The 18,100-nt window shown below is 58.4% G+C and carries 18 protein-coding genes; 8 read left to right on the top strand and 10 right to left on the bottom strand.

The window, feature by feature from the left end; translation table 11 throughout:
* Genes fliP through fliF form a run of 4 tightly spaced genes read right to left on the bottom strand, consistent with a single transcriptional unit; the run spans window position 1 to window position 3,197 of the window.
* Window positions 1–732: a flagellar type III secretion system pore protein FliP gene (gene fliP, locus ACR0M2_RS13450; RefSeq protein WP_480705519.1), complete on the bottom strand. Its 732-nt coding sequence runs from the start codon at window positions 730–732 to the stop codon at window positions 1–3.
* Window positions 732–1,019 (bottom strand): FliM/FliN family flagellar motor switch protein, encoded by a 288-nt coding sequence (locus ACR0M2_RS13445; protein ID WP_480705517.1) that lies wholly within the window; start codon window positions 1,017–1,019, stop codon window positions 732–734. Before ACR0M2_RS13445 ends, fliP begins: the two co-directional genes overlap by 1 nt.
* A complete protein-coding gene (locus tag ACR0M2_RS13440; RefSeq protein ID WP_480705515.1) occupies window positions 1,012–1,608 on the bottom strand; it encodes a FliH/SctL family protein in 597 nt (198 codons plus the stop codon). The genes ACR0M2_RS13445 and ACR0M2_RS13440 overlap by 8 nt, the downstream gene beginning before the upstream one ends.
* Window positions 1,608–3,197: a flagellar basal-body MS-ring/collar protein FliF gene (gene fliF / locus ACR0M2_RS13435; protein ID WP_480705513.1), complete on the bottom strand. Its 1,590-nt coding sequence runs from the start codon at window positions 3,195–3,197 to the stop codon at window positions 1,608–1,610. Before fliF ends, ACR0M2_RS13440 begins: the two co-directional genes overlap by 1 nt.
* 119 nt (window positions 3,198–3,316) lie before the next feature.
* Between fliF and ACR0M2_RS13430 the strand changes: the two genes are divergently transcribed.
* From ACR0M2_RS13430 to ACR0M2_RS13410, 5 genes are read left to right on the top strand one after another with little or no spacing between them, the layout of a single operon-like run.
* The gene (locus tag ACR0M2_RS13430; protein ID WP_480705511.1) at window positions 3,317–3,814 is read left to right on the top strand and encodes a flagellar basal body-associated FliL family protein; all 498 of its coding nucleotides are present in this window, start codon (window positions 3,317–3,319) and stop codon (window positions 3,812–3,814) included.
* A gap of 9 nt (window positions 3,815–3,823) precedes the next feature.
* On the top strand, window positions 3,824–4,330 hold the full coding sequence (locus tag ACR0M2_RS13425) for a hypothetical protein (protein ID WP_480705509.1): 507 nt from the start codon (window positions 3,824–3,826) through the stop codon (window positions 4,328–4,330).
* Complete coding sequence (locus tag ACR0M2_RS13420) at window positions 4,327–4,902, top strand: MotE family protein (protein WP_170550004.1); 576 nt, start codon at window positions 4,327–4,329, stop codon at window positions 4,900–4,902. Before ACR0M2_RS13425 ends, ACR0M2_RS13420 begins: the two co-directional genes overlap by 4 nt.
* A 38-nt stretch (window positions 4,903–4,940) precedes the next feature.
* Window positions 4,941–5,810: a flagellar motor stator protein MotA gene (gene motA / locus ACR0M2_RS13415; protein WP_170360811.1), complete on the top strand. Its 870-nt coding sequence runs from the start codon at window positions 4,941–4,943 to the stop codon at window positions 5,808–5,810.
* Window positions 5,807–7,951 (top strand): hypothetical protein, encoded by a 2,145-nt coding sequence (locus tag ACR0M2_RS13410; protein WP_480705507.1) that lies wholly within the window; start codon window positions 5,807–5,809, stop codon window positions 7,949–7,951. The genes motA and ACR0M2_RS13410 overlap by 4 nt, the downstream gene beginning before the upstream one ends.
* A gap of 65 nt (window positions 7,952–8,016) precedes the next feature.
* Here ACR0M2_RS13410 and ACR0M2_RS13405 read toward each other — a convergent pair whose 3' ends face one another.
* The 3 genes from ACR0M2_RS13405 to betB form a co-directional block, all read right to left on the bottom strand.
* On the bottom strand, window positions 8,017–9,360 hold the full coding sequence (locus ACR0M2_RS13405) for an MmgE/PrpD family protein (protein ID WP_480705505.1): 1,344 nt from the start codon (window positions 9,358–9,360) through the stop codon (window positions 8,017–8,019).
* Window positions 9,357–11,798 carry a GcvT family protein gene (locus ACR0M2_RS13400; protein ID WP_480705503.1) on the bottom strand — a complete coding sequence of 814 codons (2,442 nt, stop codon included), beginning with the start codon at window positions 11,796–11,798 and terminating at the stop codon, window positions 9,357–9,359. The genes ACR0M2_RS13405 and ACR0M2_RS13400 overlap by 4 nt, the downstream gene beginning before the upstream one ends.
* Window positions 11,799–11,944: 146 nt before the next feature.
* Window positions 11,945–13,399 carry a betaine-aldehyde dehydrogenase gene (gene betB / locus ACR0M2_RS13395; RefSeq protein ID WP_480662829.1) on the bottom strand — a complete coding sequence of 485 codons (1,455 nt, stop codon included), beginning with the start codon at window positions 13,397–13,399 and terminating at the stop codon, window positions 11,945–11,947.
* Between the two features lie 182 nt (window positions 13,400–13,581).
* On the opposite strand from betB, the gene ACR0M2_RS13390 reads away from it, so the two are divergent.
* Window positions 13,582–13,911, top strand: a complete 330-nt coding sequence (locus ACR0M2_RS13390) for a hypothetical protein (protein WP_170360821.1) — start codon at window positions 13,582–13,584, stop codon at window positions 13,909–13,911.
* Window positions 13,912–13,915: 4 nt separating this feature from the next.
* On the opposite strand, the gene ACR0M2_RS13385 is transcribed toward ACR0M2_RS13390, so the two are convergent.
* Both ACR0M2_RS13385 and trhO read right to left on the bottom strand, forming a co-directional pair.
* Window positions 13,916–14,419, bottom strand: coding sequence for a potassium channel family protein (locus tag ACR0M2_RS13385; RefSeq protein ID WP_170550021.1), 504 nt, complete (start codon window positions 14,417–14,419; stop codon window positions 13,916–13,918).
* Between the two features lie 75 nt (window positions 14,420–14,494).
* Window positions 14,495–15,400, bottom strand: a complete 906-nt coding sequence (gene trhO, locus ACR0M2_RS13380; RefSeq protein WP_480688752.1) for an oxygen-dependent tRNA uridine(34) hydroxylase TrhO — start codon at window positions 15,398–15,400, stop codon at window positions 14,495–14,497.
* Between the two features lie 117 nt (window positions 15,401–15,517).
* Between trhO and pncA the strand changes: the two genes are divergently transcribed.
* Complete coding sequence (gene pncA, locus ACR0M2_RS13375; RefSeq protein WP_170349733.1) at window positions 15,518–16,111, top strand: bifunctional nicotinamidase/pyrazinamidase; 594 nt, start codon at window positions 15,518–15,520, stop codon at window positions 16,109–16,111.
* On the opposite strand, the gene ACR0M2_RS13370 is transcribed toward pncA, so the two are convergent.
* Complete coding sequence (locus ACR0M2_RS13370; protein WP_170376283.1) at window positions 16,108–16,641, bottom strand: hypothetical protein; 534 nt, start codon at window positions 16,639–16,641, stop codon at window positions 16,108–16,110. The genes pncA and ACR0M2_RS13370 overlap by 4 nt on opposite strands.
* Before the next feature lie 166 nt (window positions 16,642–16,807).
* On the opposite strand from ACR0M2_RS13370, the gene pncB reads away from it, so the two are divergent.
* Complete coding sequence (pncB, locus tag ACR0M2_RS13365; RefSeq protein WP_170376285.1) at window positions 16,808–18,100, top strand: nicotinate phosphoribosyltransferase; 1,293 nt, start codon at window positions 16,808–16,810, stop codon at window positions 18,098–18,100.

The raw sequence follows: 18,100 nt of genomic DNA, 5'->3' as shown, positions 1-18,100 counted from the left end.
TCATGTCATATAGCTGCGCACCAACGCCCCAGCGATCAGAGACCATCCATCCGCAATAACAAAAAACGCCAGCTTAAATGGCAGCGATACCGTCGCAGGCGGCACCATCATCATTCCCATCGACATCAGCACCGCCGCCACAACCAGATCAATGATCAGAAATGGCAGGAAAATCAGAAAGCCGATCTGAAAGGCGCGTGCAATCTCGGACAGCATGAAGGACGGCATCAGGATCGACAGCGGCGCCTCGGGCGTCAGGGCGATAGCGTCACCGTCAGGTCGCAAGGCCGCCATCGCGTGAAACGTATCCGGGTCCAGCCGCGCGGCCATAAAGGCTCGGAAGGGCTGAATGGCAATCTGCAACGCGGGTTCGACCGCCATGGTTTCTTCGACCATCGGTCGAATACCGGTGGCCCAGGCCTCGGAAAATACGGGCTCCATGATGAAGTAAGTCAGGAACATCGCCAGGCTGACGATCAGCATGTTCGGTGGCGATTGCTGCAATCCGATCCCTTGACGCAGAATGGCCAGAACGGTGATCAGAAACGGAAAACAGGTGACCATGATCGCCAGCCCAGGTGCCAGGCTGAGGATCGTGATCAGAAGGATCAGCTGGATGGTCCGCGCCGAGATCGCCCCCCCCTCGCCCAATGACAGCGACAGCTCTTGCGCCGCAGCCAGAGACGGGGACAGTGTCGCCAGCGCAACAACCAACCAAAGCAGAAGCCGCATCAACCGATCCCGTTCTGCAAATCCGCAATCTCTGTCAGGCGCACAGCAAGCTGCCCGGCCTGATCGCCCTCCATCTCCTCCAGCAGGCCGCGGGCGACCAGTTGGTCTCCGACATACAGGTCGACCGGGTCCTCGATCCGCTTGTCCAGCGTCAGCACGGCGTTCTCACCCATGTTCAGCAGGTCGCGGATCAGCGGGCGCGCACGCCCGACCGAAACCGTAACCTCAATCGGAACCGCCTCGAACGGATTGGCTTTTTCGGGTTTCAGAGTTTGGGGATCATTCATGGTTCACTGCCTCTTTTGCCTCAAATACATAAGCGTCAAATGCCCCCGCGACCGTGGCGAGCAGACCGCTGCAATCCACCTCACGCTGGGTTGTGCCGACCTGCAACCGGGCCTGTCCTGGCTCTAACGAAGGGTCTTCGATCACGCGAGTGGGTGAGGACAGTTCCTGCGGCAGCAGGGCCTCTACCTCAGCCGCGCGGCCCTTGGGCACGAAGATTTGCATCGGCTGGCCAATCTTTTCCCGCGCCATTTCGGTCAGCTGTTCGGCCAACCGGACAGCAAAACCGCGATCCAGCGTTTCGGGCAGGACAGTGTCCACCAGGCTCTGGAACATCCGGTCCAGCGACAATGTCATGCGGGTGACAGCCTCATGATAAGTAAAGGACATGTCCTCCAACGATCTGGCCAGCCCGTCTGAGACCTGACCTCGGCTTTGTTCTTGCGCCTGAAGCGCGTCTTCCCAACCGGCGCTATAGCCTTGCTCGAACGCTGCCAGCCGCTGTTCCTCCAGCGCGTCCTCGTCCAGCAGGTGCAGCTTGCCGCCCCCGGCTTGCAGCGTGAAATCCTCAAGAAGATGGGCAATCGACATCAGACACGCTCCTCACCTTCTTCAAGCCAGCTGCGCAGGATCTCGACGGTCTCTTCCTGTTTATCGCCGATCATAGCCCGCAATCGGTCGACCGGATCAGCGCCCGCCTGCGCGGCCAGCGCCGGGACGTCGCCAGCGGCAGTCTGGCCCGGCAGCGCGCTAAATTGTCCGTTTTCGTCAGTCGCTATCTCGCCGGTCAGAATGGCCTCGGGCTCAGGAGGTGCCCCGGCGGGCAGCAAGGCCGGGGCCATCGCCGGTTTGGTCAGGATCGGACGGATCACGAAGAGCCCAAGCACCAGCGAGACAATCGCCAACACTGCCATCTGGATCAACGACATCGCGTCGAAATGAACCTTTTGCCAGATCGAGGCCGCTACCAATGTGCCCTGCGGCTCTACCACCGGCAGGTCCAGCGATTTCAGGGTGATGACGTCCCCGCGTTCGGCGTCGAACCCCACGGCCGAGGCCACAAGCTCCTTCAAGGCCTCCATCTCGGTTTCGGGCATCGGCTCAAATGTCTCGACTCCGGTCGCATCCACGGACCGTGTGCCGTTGACCAGAACCGCAACCGTCAGACGCTTGATCGCACCGGGGGCATTGTGGACTTCCAATTCGGTTTCCGAGGCCTCGTAATTCACCCGTTCCCGCGTCTGCGTCGCGTTCGAATTCGATTCGTCCCCACCCGCGCCATCGCCATCCGGCAGGTTCGACGCCACGGTGACATCGGCGGATTGATTGCGGGCGCTGTCCGATCGTTCCTCGACATCAGTACTGATGGCAACGCGGCCATTGGGGTCAAAACGGCGTTCGCGGATGGATTCGGTCTTGGTCACGGTGTCGACGCTGACCTCAACGACAGCATTGCCCGTGCCGACGCGCGCCTCGACCAATCGCATCACACGCTCGCGCAACTGGCGCGCCTTGTCATCTGCCGTATCCTCAGCGACTGCGGTCTCCTGCGCGCCGATCACCGCCCCGTTCGAATCGACCACGGTGACATTCTCAGGCGCCAGACCACTGACGGCAGACGCCACAAGAAACCGGATCGCCTTGCCCTGATCGGATGTGATCTGCGCCCCTGACAGCACCAGATAGACCGAGGCCGTCGGCGCCACGCTGCGCTGAAACGGGTTGTTCGATCCGTTGGCAATATGAACCCGTGCCTGGCTGACATGAGGGCTGCCAACGATGGTTCGGGCCAGCTCACCTTCTTTTGCGCGCCAATAGGCGGCATCGAACATCTGCGAGGTGGTGCCAAACCCGCTAAGTGAATCCAGCAGCTCATAGCCTTGATTGCCGTTGGCGGGCATCCCCTCGCTGGCGAGTGTCATGCGCAGCTCATCTCGCTGTGATCCGGGCACGTAGATCGAGCCGCCCCGAATCTCATAAGGCACCCCGCGCTGATCCAGCGAGCGGACGACATCGCCCGCCGCGCCACTTTCCAGCCCGGCATAAAGCAAGGTCATCGACGGCGCCGTGACCATCCGCGACATCGCAAGGACCCCAAGAAAAACCAGCACTACTGCACCGGCGACGATGATTTGTTTACGCCTGTCCAAATTTGCCCAGACAGTTCCGATCTGCTGCACGATCACCTCCGACTCGCCGACATTCTGCCCGGCGCATCCCTTGTTTGAACGATTGCCCTTAACAATCGGTTAGTCCCTGCCGGGTTATGACGATTGCAGAACGGACAAATGAGGACGTCATGACTGACGCGACTGCAGAACAGGCAGAAGTACCAGAAAAATATGGAAAAAAAGGGATGATCATAGGGGTGATTCTGGCCGTGGCCGGGGCGGCTGGTGGCTATTTTCTGACCACCTCCGGGTTGTTTCCTTTTGGTGGCAAGCCCGCAATGGAAGACGTCAAGGAAACGGATAACGGCAAGGCTGTAAAGGCCCTGCCGCAAGTGGGATTCATCGATCTGCCGGCGGTGATCGTGTCGGTGAACGCAGGCGATTCGCGGCATCTGAAATTTCACGCTCAGCTAGAGGTGAACAGCGAACACGCCGCCGATGTCGAAAAGATGAAACCCCGAATCATGGACATCCTGAACGGGTATCTACGCGCGGTCGAAGTCTCGGACCTTGAAGATTCTCTGGCCCTGATGCGCATCCGCGGCCATCTGCTGCGCCGCATTGAAATCGTCGTCGGAGAAGGCCGCGTGCGCGACGTTCTCGTGATGGAATTCGTTTTGAACTAGGAGGCGAAATTGGAGCTGATTGCAGATATTTTGCTGGTCGCCGGCGCGCTGGGTGCGGGTCTGTATTGTTTCGTGCTGTCCCGGCGGCTGAAACGCTTCACCGATCTGGAAAAAGGCGTGGGCGGCGCGGTTGCTGTTCTGTCGACCCAGGCGGATGAGCTTAAGAAATCCCTGGGTGCCGCACGAGCAGCCTCAGACCAGTCCGGTGCGGAATTGAAAGAGCTGACGCAGCGGGCAGAATCGGTGGCGCAGCGGTTAGAGCTGATGATGGCTTCGATGCACGACGTCGTTCCATCGCAAGATAAACCCGACCAGTCGACCGACCTCGAAGAAGATATCAGCGCCGCACCCGGGGAACAGGCGGAATCCGCCGTGGCTAAGTCAGATGAAGTCGCTGAAACGATCGAAGCGCCCGAGAAGCCAAAAAAGGACGCGACCGCCCCAGAACCGGCCAAGCGGCCGGGCGGCTTGATGTTCTTCCGCCACGATCGCTCTCAGGGTGAGGTCGCATCATGACCCGCCGGAAAGCCGATAGGCGCCCAAAAGGTGGCGTGCTGGCCGTCATCTCTTTGCTGATGATCGGGTCTGCCGCGATTCGTCTTGGGCTGGAAGCAGGACCAGCGTTGGCAAAAACTGCCGAACCTTATGCTCCCAAAGTCAAACACGCACAGGCCGATCTGCCCGGCGCACAGGTCCTGCTGACCGAACTGCTGCGCCGGGAAGAAGCGCTGAAAAAGCGCGAGGCAGCAGCGCTTGACAAGGAAAAGGCATTGGCCATTGCGGATCAGGCGATCGAGACGCGACTGGTTGCCCTGCAAGAGGCCGAAGAGGCCCTGCGCGCGACGCTCGCCATTGCCGAAAAAGCTGCCGAGACCGATCTGACGCGCCTGACGGATGTCTATCAAAGCATGAAACCCAAGGACGCCGCAGCGTTGTTTGAGACGATGGACCCAAGCTTTGCCGCCGGATTCCTGTCTCGCATGCCGCCCGATGCGGCTGCTGGTGTTCTGGCCGGGCTGCGCCCCGAAGCCGCCTATACCATCAGCGTCATAATGGCAGGCCGCAACGCCGCCGCCCCACAGGAATAAAACTCTAACCCCGCACAGGATTTTGCTGGAGATCACCCATGATCGGAATAATCGGAATTGTCGTCATTTTCGCCATGGTGTTCGGCGGTTATCTGGCTGCGGGCGGCAAAATGACCATCATTTTGAAATCGCTTCCTTTTGAGATGATGATGATCGGCGGTGCCGCTGTTGGCGCTTTCCTGATCAGCAATGACATGAGCGCAGTCAAACACACCCTCAAAGACATGGGCAAAGTGTTCAAAGGACCAAAATGGAAACCTGAGGACTACCGCGACCTGCTGTGCCTGCTGTTCTCGCTGATCCGTATTGCCAAGGCCAACCCGGTCGAGGTGGAACAACATATCGAAGACCCGGAAAATTCATCTCTGTTTTCGGCTTACCCGAAAATTCAGGCAGATAAAGAGGCCGTTGACCTGATCTGCGATACGATGCGCGCCGCCTCGATGAACTATGATGATCCGCATCAGGTGGAAGAAGTTCTTGAAAAGCGGATGGAGGCGAACTTCCACCATGCCATGCATTCCAGCCACGCCTTGCAGACGGTTGCGGATGGCCTACCCGCTTTGGGCATCGTTGCGGCGGTTCTTGGCGTGATCAAGACGATGGGTTCGATTGACCAGCCCCCCGAAGTGCTGGGTAAATTGATCGGCGGCGCCCTGGTGGGGACCTTTCTTGGGGTGTTTCTGGCTTATGGCCTGGTCGGACCTTTCGCGGGCAAACTGAAAGCTGTCGTCGAAGAAGACAACCACTTCTACCAGCTGATCAAAGAAGTGTTGGTCGCCAATCTGCGCAACCACAACGCTGCCATGTGCATTGAGGTTGGGCGTCAGAACACCCCAACCCACAACCGCCCTGATTTCACCGAGTTGGAAGAAGCGTTGAAAGAACTCAAACAGGCAGCCGCATGACACGGTTTGCATTCTTATTCTCGGCGTTCATCGCCGGGGCCAGCGGAGCCGCAGCGCAAGATCTGACGGTGCGCTCGGGTGAGCATGAAGATTATACCAGATTGGTGGTTCAAGTGCCTCAAGACACCGATTGGGTTCTGAAACAGACAAAAAACGGCGCACGCCTGAACGTCGCGCTGAAGGATGTGACATACCGAACCGGCACCGTCTTCCAACGCCTGACGCAAAACCGACTTGCCGCGATTTCGCAGGCCGAACCAGGCGGTGCACTGGAACTGGAGTTCGGTTGCAATTGTGTCGCTTCGGCCTTTCTTTTCAAAAGTACGATGATTGTGATTGATATCGCACCCGGCACCTTCCTGCCGCCGCTCACCAGTGATATTCCGGCCCCGGTCCTGCCCAAAACCCCAAAAGAAATCAAAACGACAGGCCCGGAGCAGACCATTGATGCACTGGCCCTGCCGTTGTTGAACCTCAACGCGAACGGATTCGAAGACCAGCTTTCGACCCGGCTGCTGCAGGGGGCGGACCGCGGAATCATTGATCTGAACATTGCGCCGGTGGGGCCACGCGCATCCAACGGGAATCAAAGCGTATTTTTGCCAGCCGGTGTTGAATTGAATGTTCAAGTGACTTCGATTTTGGACGGTTTGAACGGGCTTTTGGGTCCGGATGTTCCAAAAGTGGAACGGCGCCCACCCTGCGTATCCAGCGCCGAGCTGGCTTTTGACCGTTGGTCTGACGAGCGTCCGTTTCCAGAACAAGCCGCGCAGCTTCGATCAGAACTGTTCCAAGAATTCGATACCATCGACAAAGAGAGCGCGCTGAAACTGGCAAAACTGTACGCGCATTCCGGGTTTGGCGCCGAAGCGATCCGGGCGTTGAACCTGCTGGACGAGCGATCTTTGGAAACCGAACACATCGCGGCCATTGCCCGTGTTCTGGATGATGGGCCGCTGATCGAAGACAATCCATTCCAGGGCTTGCAGCGTTGCGAGGGCGATGCGGCTTTGTGGGCGGCGCTGAGTGAGGGCGACTTGCAAGGCGAGGCCAATCTAACGGCTATCGAACAGTCTTTTGCCCGCTTACCGGACCATCTGCGGCGCCATGTCGGCCCGGCTTTGTCGGACATTCTAGTAGACGGGGACGAGTTAGAAGCCGCCCGGCGGATCTTGCGCTCGGTCGATCGCGTCAAGACGCAAACCAGCGCAAATGTCGCGCAGGCAAAGGCCAAGGTTGCAGCGGCCGAAGGTGACGCCCCCCGGACCGAAGTCTTGCTGACTGAAGCGATCGAAGCGTCAGACGCCACACTTGAGGCGCCGTTGGCACTGGCCCGACTGGTCGACAAACGTTGGCTGGAACGTGGCGCAATCTCTCCTCAGGAACTGGCTCTGGCGGAATCCTACACGATTGAGTTTCGCCGTTCTGACATCGGCCCCCTGATGAAACAAACCCATATGGTCGCGCTAAGCCTGAGTCAGGAATTCGATGCCTCTCTGGATTTGGTGGCAGAGCTGTCAGAGGAGGCGGAATCCGCGGACGCTCTGAACCGTGCGGTGCTTATCCTGACCGAACGCGCTGATGATGCGACCTTTTTGCGCCGCGTCCTGATCTTGTCACATAAGCATTCTCAAAATCTGACAACCGACACAGCCCTTGCCGTTGCTGACCGACTGGCAAAGCTTGGGTTTTCACAACATGCATACGCACTAGCAAAGCGTCCTCAGGACAGGCTGAGGCGGGGTGAGCGTGCCCGTCTGCGGGCCAAAGCCGCGCTATTGGATCAGCGTCCGCATCAAGCGATGCTGGAACTGGACGATGATCAGACGGACGCAGCGATTATGCTACGGACTGAAGCCCTGATTGCAGCAGAGGATTTTGCGGCGGCGGGTGATCTGATGCGCAACTCAGGTCGTGAGGATGAAGCAAACCGCTTGTTCTGGTTGGCCGATCTACCAGAGCAAGTGAATTTGGAAAATCACACCAAATTCGATCAGGTCGTCCAGACATCCCAAGGTCTAACAGCCGCACCGGCCCGACTTCCTGAAACGCCCCTGGCCGACGCGGAGAACCTATTGAGGGACAGCGTGGAAACCCGCAACAGGATTGCGGAGTTGTTTGCCATATTGAGTCAGCCGTGAGTACGGCTCTAACGCGGACACTTTCCTGAAATTTGTCGACACGCGCGACGTAAGCGACACATTTTCTAAGGATCAAATATCAACGGAGACAAGTCAGACATCCGAGAGTCCGGCGCGACCCAGCCCAAAATTGCATCCCGAATTGCCGCAGCCCGGGTCGGGCCGATGACTGGCTTTGCGAATTCCAAGTACTTGGTGATCACTTCTTCGCGGCTGATGGGGGCCTCGGGACCGCCTCGGGCGTGGACATCTCCAGAGTCGAAAATCTGCCCATCCGTGGTTTCGATACTGACATCGGCCCAACGCCCCTTGGGGAAGCGGGCATTGTGACGATCACTCTCGGCCACGTGAATACGGGGTATCAGCGCGGCCACTGCCGGGTCAGAAAGACCGGAACCGGAAATATGCTCGACCCCGATCCGACCGTAAAGCGCCTGCACGGCCACCGCGAAAGGCAACGAATACTGTGCCTGAGAGGTCGTGCCGGGCATTCCGGCATACAGGCAAGCACCCTGATGGAATGTGTTGATCTGAATAGACCGGATTTGCGCATGAGACAGGTCATTGTCCCGCATTACCGCCCGGACACCGTCGATTGCGGCATGGGCCCAACGGCAGATTGGGTAGGGTTTCACGTATTGATGCTCGACCTGCCAAAACTGGCCTAGATCGGCCCAATGAGGCGCGGCGGTTTCTGCCTCGATCGTGATGGCGGGGGCACCGGTAAAGCCACGTTCGGCCAGAATAGCGGCTGAAACTCCGACAAGCGCACCCCAACCCGATCCGTCATGCAGCATCGTGGGGTTGGCAATCTCGCGCATCATCTGACTGCGGGGACCGTGATATTCGGCGATACCCATTGCCTGCCGCATCTGATCCTGCGAATGGCCGCGCAGACGGGCGGCCATCGCGACTACGCCCAACGCGTTCCATGCACCTGACGTATGGTAGTCACTGACCGAGGCATGCAGCGACAACCCCGCGCGCCCGGCAATTTCATAGCCGGTGATCACCGTCGCCAGTGCTTCGGCGCCCGTCAGATCCGGGCGATGGGCGGCCATGGCGACCAGTGCGGGCAAAACCACAACACCAATATGCCCCTTGGTCGGGTTATAACCGTCATGCCCATCCAGGTTATCCGTCTGGGTCGCCGCCGCATAAGCCGCCCCGGCCATGCTGACCGGACGCCCGTCGAACATCATCCGGGCGCTGTAGTCCGGATCAGAGCTGCCATAGAGCAGGGCCGCCGTGTCGCGTGCGATCACCCCGGCCTCCATCGGGCCAGAGGCGATCAGGATGCCCATCGTATCCAGCATCATCAGCGCAGCCGCTTCCTTGGCGCTGTCGGGCATCTGATCGGCAGATCGGTTCAGGGCAAAATCTGCAACGCGGGCGAAGGTTCCAGTCATGAGACGCCTTCGGCGACCGGCTGAATTTCACGCAACTTGTGACCATTGGGATCGAAAGGCGGTTCCGAGAGGATTCTGGCGCTGTGCGGCTTGCCCAGAATGTAGATTTCGACCGTATCGCCGGGGCCGGCCACCTTGGGGTCGGCATACCCAATGGCCAGGGACTTGCCCACCGAATAGCCATAGGCACCCGAGGTCACCCGGCCCACAGGCGTACCATCGGGCATGAATATCGGCTCACCTCCGGTGGCATCAGCGTCAATGGCATCAACCTCAAAGATCGAAAGCATTTCGCGGGCAGAATTATCTTTGATGGACAGATAGGCGTCTTTGTTCAGGAAATCCTTGTCCAGTTTGATCAGGCCGGCCAACCCGACTTCTTGCGGCCAGTATTCCTGAGAATATTCCCGGCCCCAAGAGCCGTAGCCTTTTTCGATGCGCAGCGATCCCAACGCGCGGCCGCCAACCGGGCCACCGTTTAACTCTTTCGCCGCGTTCAAAAGCGCTGAATAGAGCCTGATCTGATCGGATTCCGCACAGTGCAGCTCCCACCCCAAGTCACCGGTGAAGCTGACGCGGATGGCTAGACAAGTGACCCCGGCCACCTCGATGGTTTGGGACCGCATAAAGCGGAACGCTTCGTTTGATAGGTTCGCATTGGTGAGCCGTTGCAGCAGATCGCGCGATTTTGGACCGGCCACGTTGAAGCCGGCAATGCGATTGGTGGCAACCTCGAACGTGGTGCCTTCGGGCAGATCGACCATGTTGAAAAAGCGCTGATGATAGCGTTCCGCCATGCCAGAGCCGATCATCATATACTCATCCTCTGCCACTTTGGTGATGGTGAAATCACCGGCCACGCCACCGCGAACCGAGATCAGTGGCGTCAGGCAGGACCGTCCCACTGCAGTCGGCACCCGATTGGCCACCAGACGATCCAGCCAGTCATACGCGCCCGGCCCTTTGACCACGTAATTGGCAAAGTTCGAGATATCGATGACGCCCACATGATCGCGCAGCATCTGCACTTCGCGGCCAACTGGCTCCCACCAATTCTGGCGAGTGAAGCCGTTGGTTTCAGTCGCCCCGGGGTGATCTGCGAACCAAAGCGGGTGTTCCCAACCGCAGTTCAGTCCAAAGACGCAGCCCATATCTTTCTGCATCTCGTAAGCGGGGCGCACACGGGCGGGACGGCCAGCGCTGCGTTCTTCGTTCGGGAAATGGATGGCAAATCGATGGGTGTAGACATCTTCGACCCGCGCCTTGGTGAATTTCTTATCGGCCCAGTCGCCGAACCGCGCCAGATCCCAGGCGAACATGTCATATTGCGGCTCACCCTCGACCATCCATTGCGCCGCCAACAGCCCGAGGCCACCGGATTGCGAGAAGCCGGGGATGATACCGGTACAGCAGAAATAGTTCTTCAGTTCTGGCACCGGCCCCCAGATCGCGTTGCTGTCCGGCGACCAGATCATCGGGCCGTTGATCACCCGTTTGACCCCCGCCGTTGCCGCCACCGGCACACGTTCGGTGGCGCGGATCACGTTTTCCATGATCCGATCCAGATCGTCGGGGAACAGGTCATGGGCGAAGTCCAGCGGCGTGCCGTTTTCGGCCCAGAACCGCATGTCTTTCTCATAGGCTCCGATCAGCAGGCCGTTTCCTTCCTGACGGAAATAATACTCACCATCCCGATCGGCGATCGAGGGCAGGCGACGGCCCAGTTCCGCAACCTCGTCAATCGCCTCGGTCACGAAATACTGGTGCTCGGTCGGTTGCAGTGGCAGTTCGATTCCGGCCAGCGCCGCGACTTCTCGCCCCCACAGACCCCCGGCATTAACCACCCATTGCGTGTGGATATCACCCTTTTCGGTGCGCACGATCCACGAGCCATCAGATTTCTGTTCAGTCCCTATTACAGGGCAAAACCGCTCAATCGTTGCCCCCATCGCGCGCGCGCCTGCGGCGTAGGCGTGAGTCACACCCGACGGATCGACGTTGCCGCCATCGGGTTCAAACATGATACAGCGGATATCGTCGAACTGCGCCAGCGGATGCAGTTCCATCGCCTGTTCGCAGCTGATCTCATAGAAGTTCAGGCCGTAGAATTTTGCCTTGGCCTCTTGCAGGCGCAGCTGGTGTTCGCGGTCCTCGGTCTGCGCCAGATACAGCGAGCCCGACTGGAACACGCCGCAGCCCTGTCCGGTTTCCTTTTCCAGCTCTTTATACAGGTTCATCGTATAATGCTGGATGCGGGTGATGTTGTTGTTGTCGTGCAGCCCATGAATATTCGCCGCCGCATGCCAGGTCGAACCCGAGGTCAGCTCATCCCGCTCCAGCAGCACCGCGTCGGTCCAGCCGAGCTTGGCCAGATGATAAAGGATCGAGCAGCCGACAAGGCCTCCTCCGATCACAACGGCCTGGGCGTGGGTTTTCATGGGTGTGACCTCCTGCTGGCGGGCGCATGAACCGCACCCTGTCAGGAAAGTCAGCCACAGGTCAAAAGTGGCTTATGCTCTGTTCCCGACGCGAAATGTCGGGAACAGAGTATTCTCGGTATGAATAATTTTCACGCAGAGATGAGTTAATACGGTGCCTCGACATCGTTCATTGAAACATAAACCGTCTTCATCTCGCTGAAATGGTTGATCGCCAGTTTCGAATTTTCACGTCCGACACCCGACATTTTCGACCCGCCAAACGGTGCCTCGACCGGAGCAAGGTTGTAGGTGTTGATATAACAGGTGCCCGCCTCGAACCCGGCCACAATGCGGTGGGCGCGGGTCAGGTCGTTGGTGAACACACCGGCGGCCAAGCCGAATTCTGTGTCGTTGGCGCGGGCCAGTACCTCTTCCTCGGTGTCGAAATCCAACACCGACATGACCGGGCCAAAGATTTCTTCGCGCGCGATGGTCATATCATCGGTGACATCGGCAAAAACTGTAGGCTGCATATAGAACCCGTCACCTTCGATGCGCTCACCGCCAAAGACCAGCCGTGCGCCCTCGGCCTTGCCCTTTTCGACATAACCCAGCGCGATATTCATCTGGTTTTCGCTGACCATGGGGCCGAAATTGACCTCTTCATCCAGCGGATCGCCGATTTTCGCCGTTGCCAGACGTTCGGACAGACGGTTCAGGAAGGTCTCCTTGATGCCTTTCTGCACGAACACGCGGGTGCCGTTGGAACAGACCTGACCCGAGGAATAGAAATTGCCCAAAATCGCACCCGACACGGCGTTTTCGATATCGGCGTCATCGAACACGATCATTGGGGACTTGCCACCCAATTCCATGGTCACGTGTTTCATGCCATCCGCCGCGGCGGCATAGACCTTGCGGCCCGTCGGAACGGACCCGGTCAGCGATACTTTGGCCACGCGCGGGTCGGTCACCAGTGACGCACCTACATCGCCATAGCCCTGCACCACGTTGTAGACGCCTTTGGGCGCGCCGGCTTCGATCAGAATCTCGGCCACCTTCAAGGCCGACAGGGGCGTGGTCTCAGAGGGTTTGAACACCATCGTGTTGCCGCAGGCCAGCGCAGGGGCACCCTTCCAGCAAGCGATCTGGGTCGGATAGTTCCACGCACCGATTCCGACGCAGACACCCAGCGCCTCGCGGATGGTGTAGACGAAATCGCCACCGCCCAGCGGGATATGCTCACCCGTCAGCGACGCCGTCAGCCCACCGAAATATTCCAGCGCATCGGCGCCACTGGTTGCATCGGCCACCAAGGTCTCTTGCAGCGGTTTTCCGGTGTCGTGGGTTTCGAGGATCGACAGCTCACGATTACGCTCACGCATGATATCGGCGGCGCGGCGCAGAACCCGGCCACGTTCAGTTCCGGACATCGCGGCCCATTCCGCTTGCGCCGCGTTGGCGCTGTTTAGAGCCTGATTTACAATCTCTGGCGTGGCGGAATGCAGCCGCGCGATGACCTCGCCAGTGGCCGGGTAGATGACGTCGATGGGGGCGCCATTGGTGTCTTCGACATATTCACCGTTGATGAAATGGCTGGCCTTGGGCTGAAACTTCATGCCGCGTCCTTTTCTTGATTGCACCCGCGTCGGGCAAAGAGCGTTATCCGCGGATTTAGCTTTTATTGATTGGTCAGTCAATAAAAGCCGTGACAGGCAACATCCCGCCGAGTCGCAGCCCCCTCTCTTGAAATTAGAAGTTAATGTTCCATTTATGTTCTACATAGTCAGGGGAATATCCGATGACCCAGAACTTGCGAAATTCCGCCCCAAGCGGCCCGACAAACGACTATCACCTGCTGCCCGTCACGGACCGGCAGATGCGCTTTGCCCGCGCTATTGCGGAACAGTCGGCGCTGGAAATCCCGGTCGAAGCACAACGCGACCGCCGATCAATGTCAGCCTGGATTTCGGCACATAAACCACACGATCCGTCACCTTTTGCCAATTATCCCACAGGCAAGCAGGTCGCCTTTGCCGAACGGATTTCGCGCAGCAAACGCAGGCCAATCCCGTCTGAGTGTTTTCGCGACAAATACGCAATGTCCCAGTGGATCGACCACAACAAGTGACCGTTCAATTCTGGCTGTGTCCGCGCGCGTAAATGCCCACGGCCGCCGCTACGAACAGGCCCAGCAGGATATACCCGGTGATCGCCTCAGCCACGGCCAGCCCGCGGCACAGGCCTGCGGGATGCAGGTCTCCGAACCCAACCGTCGTGAATGTGACATATGAGAAATACAAAACGTCTGACGGCCCTTTGGCCCCGACCACACACAGATCGTTATACCCGAACGAGCCGTAAACGGCTGCGAACAAGAAAGGCACGACCTGAATAAAGGAGATCCCCATCAGCAACAGCTGGCGCTTTGGGGATTTCACTTGGGTCATGTAGTACCAGGTCTGCGACACCAGCCAGATCGTCAACCCTACGGTTGTTGCAGTCCCTATTTTGTCGCCAGCAGCGGTCTCGCTCAGCCGCGACAGGCCATACCAGGCAACAAAGCTGACGATCACCAGACCCAAGGCCGCGACCAAGGTCGATTTCCACTCATCCAGAGTTGTCGGGTCGCGGTGCATTAAACCTCCGATACGGTGATGCAGGTTCAATGATCGACATTCCGACCCGCGCCTGCAACCTTATTTATCAGAGAGTTAGTCGGCGCCCAGATGCTCTTGCCCGCGCTGACGCGCCAGACCGATCTGCTTTTGCCGCTCACGGAACCGCATTTTGTCGGCTTCAGAGGTTTCGTCAACACACCGGTGGCAGGACACGCCATGCTCGTATTCAGGGCGCTTCATATCCTCGGGCAGAATCGGACGGCGGCAACCGTGGCACAGGTTATGCGGCCCCTCGACCAGCCCGTGCCCAACGGACACACGGTTGTCGAACACAAAGCACTCGCCCTGCCAGGTGCTGTCATCAGCTGGCATTTCCTCAAGATAGCGCAGGATGCCGCCCTTCAGGTGATACACATCCTCAACCCCCTGCCCCAGCAGGAAGTTGGTGGATTTCTCACAGCGAATACCACCGGTGCAGAACATGGCGACGCGCTTGTTGTGGAACCGCTCTTTGTTCTCTTCCCACCAAGCCGGGAACTCACGGAAACTGGCCGTTTCAGGGTCTATTGCGCCCTCAAACGTGCCAATCGCCACCTCATAATCGTTGCGGGTGTCGATCACCACCACGTCGTCCGAGCGGATCAGATCGTTCCAATCCTCAGGCTCGACATAGTTGCCGACACGGGCGCGCGGATCGATATCCGGCTGCCCCATGGTCACGATCTCTTTTTTCAAGCGCACCTTCATCTTGCCAAAAGGCGGGTGATCGGCGGTGGCCTCTTTCCAGTCCAGATCGGCACAGCCGGGCAGCGCTTTGATATGCGCCAGCACCGCATCGATCCCGGCGCGGGGGCCGGCAATGGTGCCATTGATCCCCTCTTGCGCCAGCAGCAATGTGCCTTTGACAGATTGCGTACGGCACAGGTCCAACAAAGGCTCGCGCAGGGCAGCGTGATCCGGGAAACGGGTGAAGTGATAGAGAGCAGCGATGGTATACATGCGCGCGGTCTAAACCTGACGCAACAGAGTCGCAAGGGATCGAATTGACGCTTCGCAGCCAGATTGACGATTGGGCCTGCGCGCCCTACCGATAGAGCAACCTAAGGAGAAACCGCGATGACCCACGCCCTGCTTGTGATCGACGTCCAGAACGATTTCTGCCCCGGCGGCGCGCTGGCCGTACCCGGAGGGGATGAGATCGTGGCCCCGATCAACGCCATGATGGACGAATTCGATGCCGTGATCCTGACGCAGGACTGGCATCCGGCGGGTCATTCGTCCTTCGCCGGGTCGCATGACGACAAGAACCCGTTTGACATGACGGAAATGCACTACGGCCCGCAGGTACTTTGGCCGGATCACTGCGTTCAGGGAACCGAGGGCGCCAATTTCCATCCGGATCTGAACACCCATGCGGATCTTGTCCTTCGCAAGGGCTTTCGTAGCGGTATCGACAGCTACTCGGCGTTTTTCGAAAATGACCAGAAAACACCAACAGGGTTGGAGGGGTATCTTAAGTCGCGCGGAATCACGAAACTGACGCTCGTCGGCTTGGCCACTGATTTTTGTGTGTACTATTCCGCAATCGACGCAGCACGTCTGGGTTTTGACGTCACGGTCCGAATGGATGCGTGCCGAGCTATCGATATGGATGGATCACTGGCCGCTGCTGAAACCGCAATGCGGGAAGCCGGCGTTATCCTGGCCTAGGGGGCAGACCCCTCGGACGCCAGGTATCTCAGCACGACAATCACAACCACGGCCAGACCAAGCGCAAACCCGATACGCCCCTGAACCGAGCGTCGTTTTGGTTTGACCACATCAGGCGCTTTAGGGCTTGGCGTCAATTCCTGCAACTCGCGCGTGGCATTTGCCCGGGGGCGGGCCCGCCTTACGTCGTCCAGGAAATGCCAAAAGTCGAAATCACCACAATATTCCCCCTGAACACCCATATTGCGGATATTCGAAAACAGCCGTTTCAGGATGCGTTCACGATCCGGTGCATCTTCGGACAGGAAATAACCATGTGGAAGGCTGCCACCCTTGGATTCCAGGCTGAAGCCCGATTCCAGAAAAATACGACGAATCTTGGGGGATGCACTGTGCAAGGCCTCAACAGTCTGAGTATTGCGAAAGGTCGCGCGAACGGCGCGGTGGCCCGTCACGGCAGCCATGCCATGTTCCGGATCCACTTCATCAGGCGCAATCGCTACAATATCAAAGTCGTACTCGAGACCCATTCACCAACTAAACCTTGTTCTTCCAACCCCTTCTTTTCACTAACCAATGAAAAGATTACACAATATGCTCGATTTGTGACCTCACCTTGTCATTGTCTTCAATCTAGCGACTCTTGCCAATTCATGCACCTATTGATCTAACAACAGAAATCGCAGGAGTTCTGCCATGGTCGATATTGCGACGCGCGTGTACAATCATAAATGGAAGATTGACCCGATTGTACGGTCTTTAATCGACACAGACTTCTACAAACTGCTGATGTGCCAGTCAGTGTTTCGAAATAAGCCCCAAACGGATGTGGTTTTTTCGCTGATCAACCGGTCGAATCACATTCCACTGGCCAAATTGATCGATGAGGGTGAGCTGCGCGAACAGCTGGATCATATCCGGTCTCTTAGCCTCAGCCGGGGTGAAAGCACCTGGCTGCGCGGCAATATGTTCTATGGGAAACGGCAGATGTTCCGCTCGGATTTCATGGAGTGGTTCGAGAATCTGCGCCTGCCGCCCTACCACCTTGAGCGCAAAGGCGATCAGTACGAACTGACCTTCGAGGGCAAATGGCACGAGGTCATGCTGTGGGAAATCCCGGCGCTTGCGGTGCTGATGGAGCTGCGATCCCGGGCCGTTCTGAACAATATGCGCCGGTTCGAACTGCAGGTGCTTTATGCCCGTGCCATGACCCGCGTTTGGGAAAAAATCGATCAATTGCGCAGCATCGATGGGCTGGGCATTGCTGATTTCGGCACCCGTCGGCGGCATTCCTTCCTGTGGCAGGACTGGTGCGTGCAGGCGATGATCGAAGGGCTGGGGCCCGCGTTTACCGGCACCTCGAACTGCCTGATCGCGATGCGGCGCGAGGTTGAGGCGATCGGCACCAATGCCCATGAACTGCCCATGGTCTATTCCGCGCTGGCGGAATCCGACACCGAACTGGCGCAGGCACCCTATGACGTCCTCAGCGACTGGCACGAGGAACATGACGGCAATCTGCGCATCATCCTGCCCGACACCTATGGCACGCAGGGCTTTTTGGACAATGCGCCGGATTGGCTGGCGGGATGGACCGGTATTCGTGTCGACAGCGGAGATCCGGCAACAGGTGCCGAGATTGCCATCAACTGGTGGAAATCGCGCGGTGAGGACCCGCTGCAAAAGCGGGTAATCTTCTCGGACGGGCTGGACGTGGACAAAATCCACGAACTACACAGCCAGTTCGCTCATCGCACGAAGGTCTCGTTTGGTTGGGGCACCTTGCTGACCAATGATTTCCGTGGGCTGGTCCCACAAGACGCGCTGGCACCGTTCTCGCTGGTCTGCAAGGCGGTATCCGCCAATGGCCGACCAACCGTGAAACTGTCCGACAACCCGGAAAAAGCGATGGGCCCAAAGGATGAGATCGAGCGCTATAAGCGCGTCTTCGGTGTGGGTGCACAACAGTCGATCGAAGTGATTGTTTAG

The organism is Ruegeria sp. BE10 (assembly GCF_056538905.1).
Note: the sequence above shows the minus strand (reverse complement) of the source record. Positions and strands in the feature narration are given on the sequence as shown.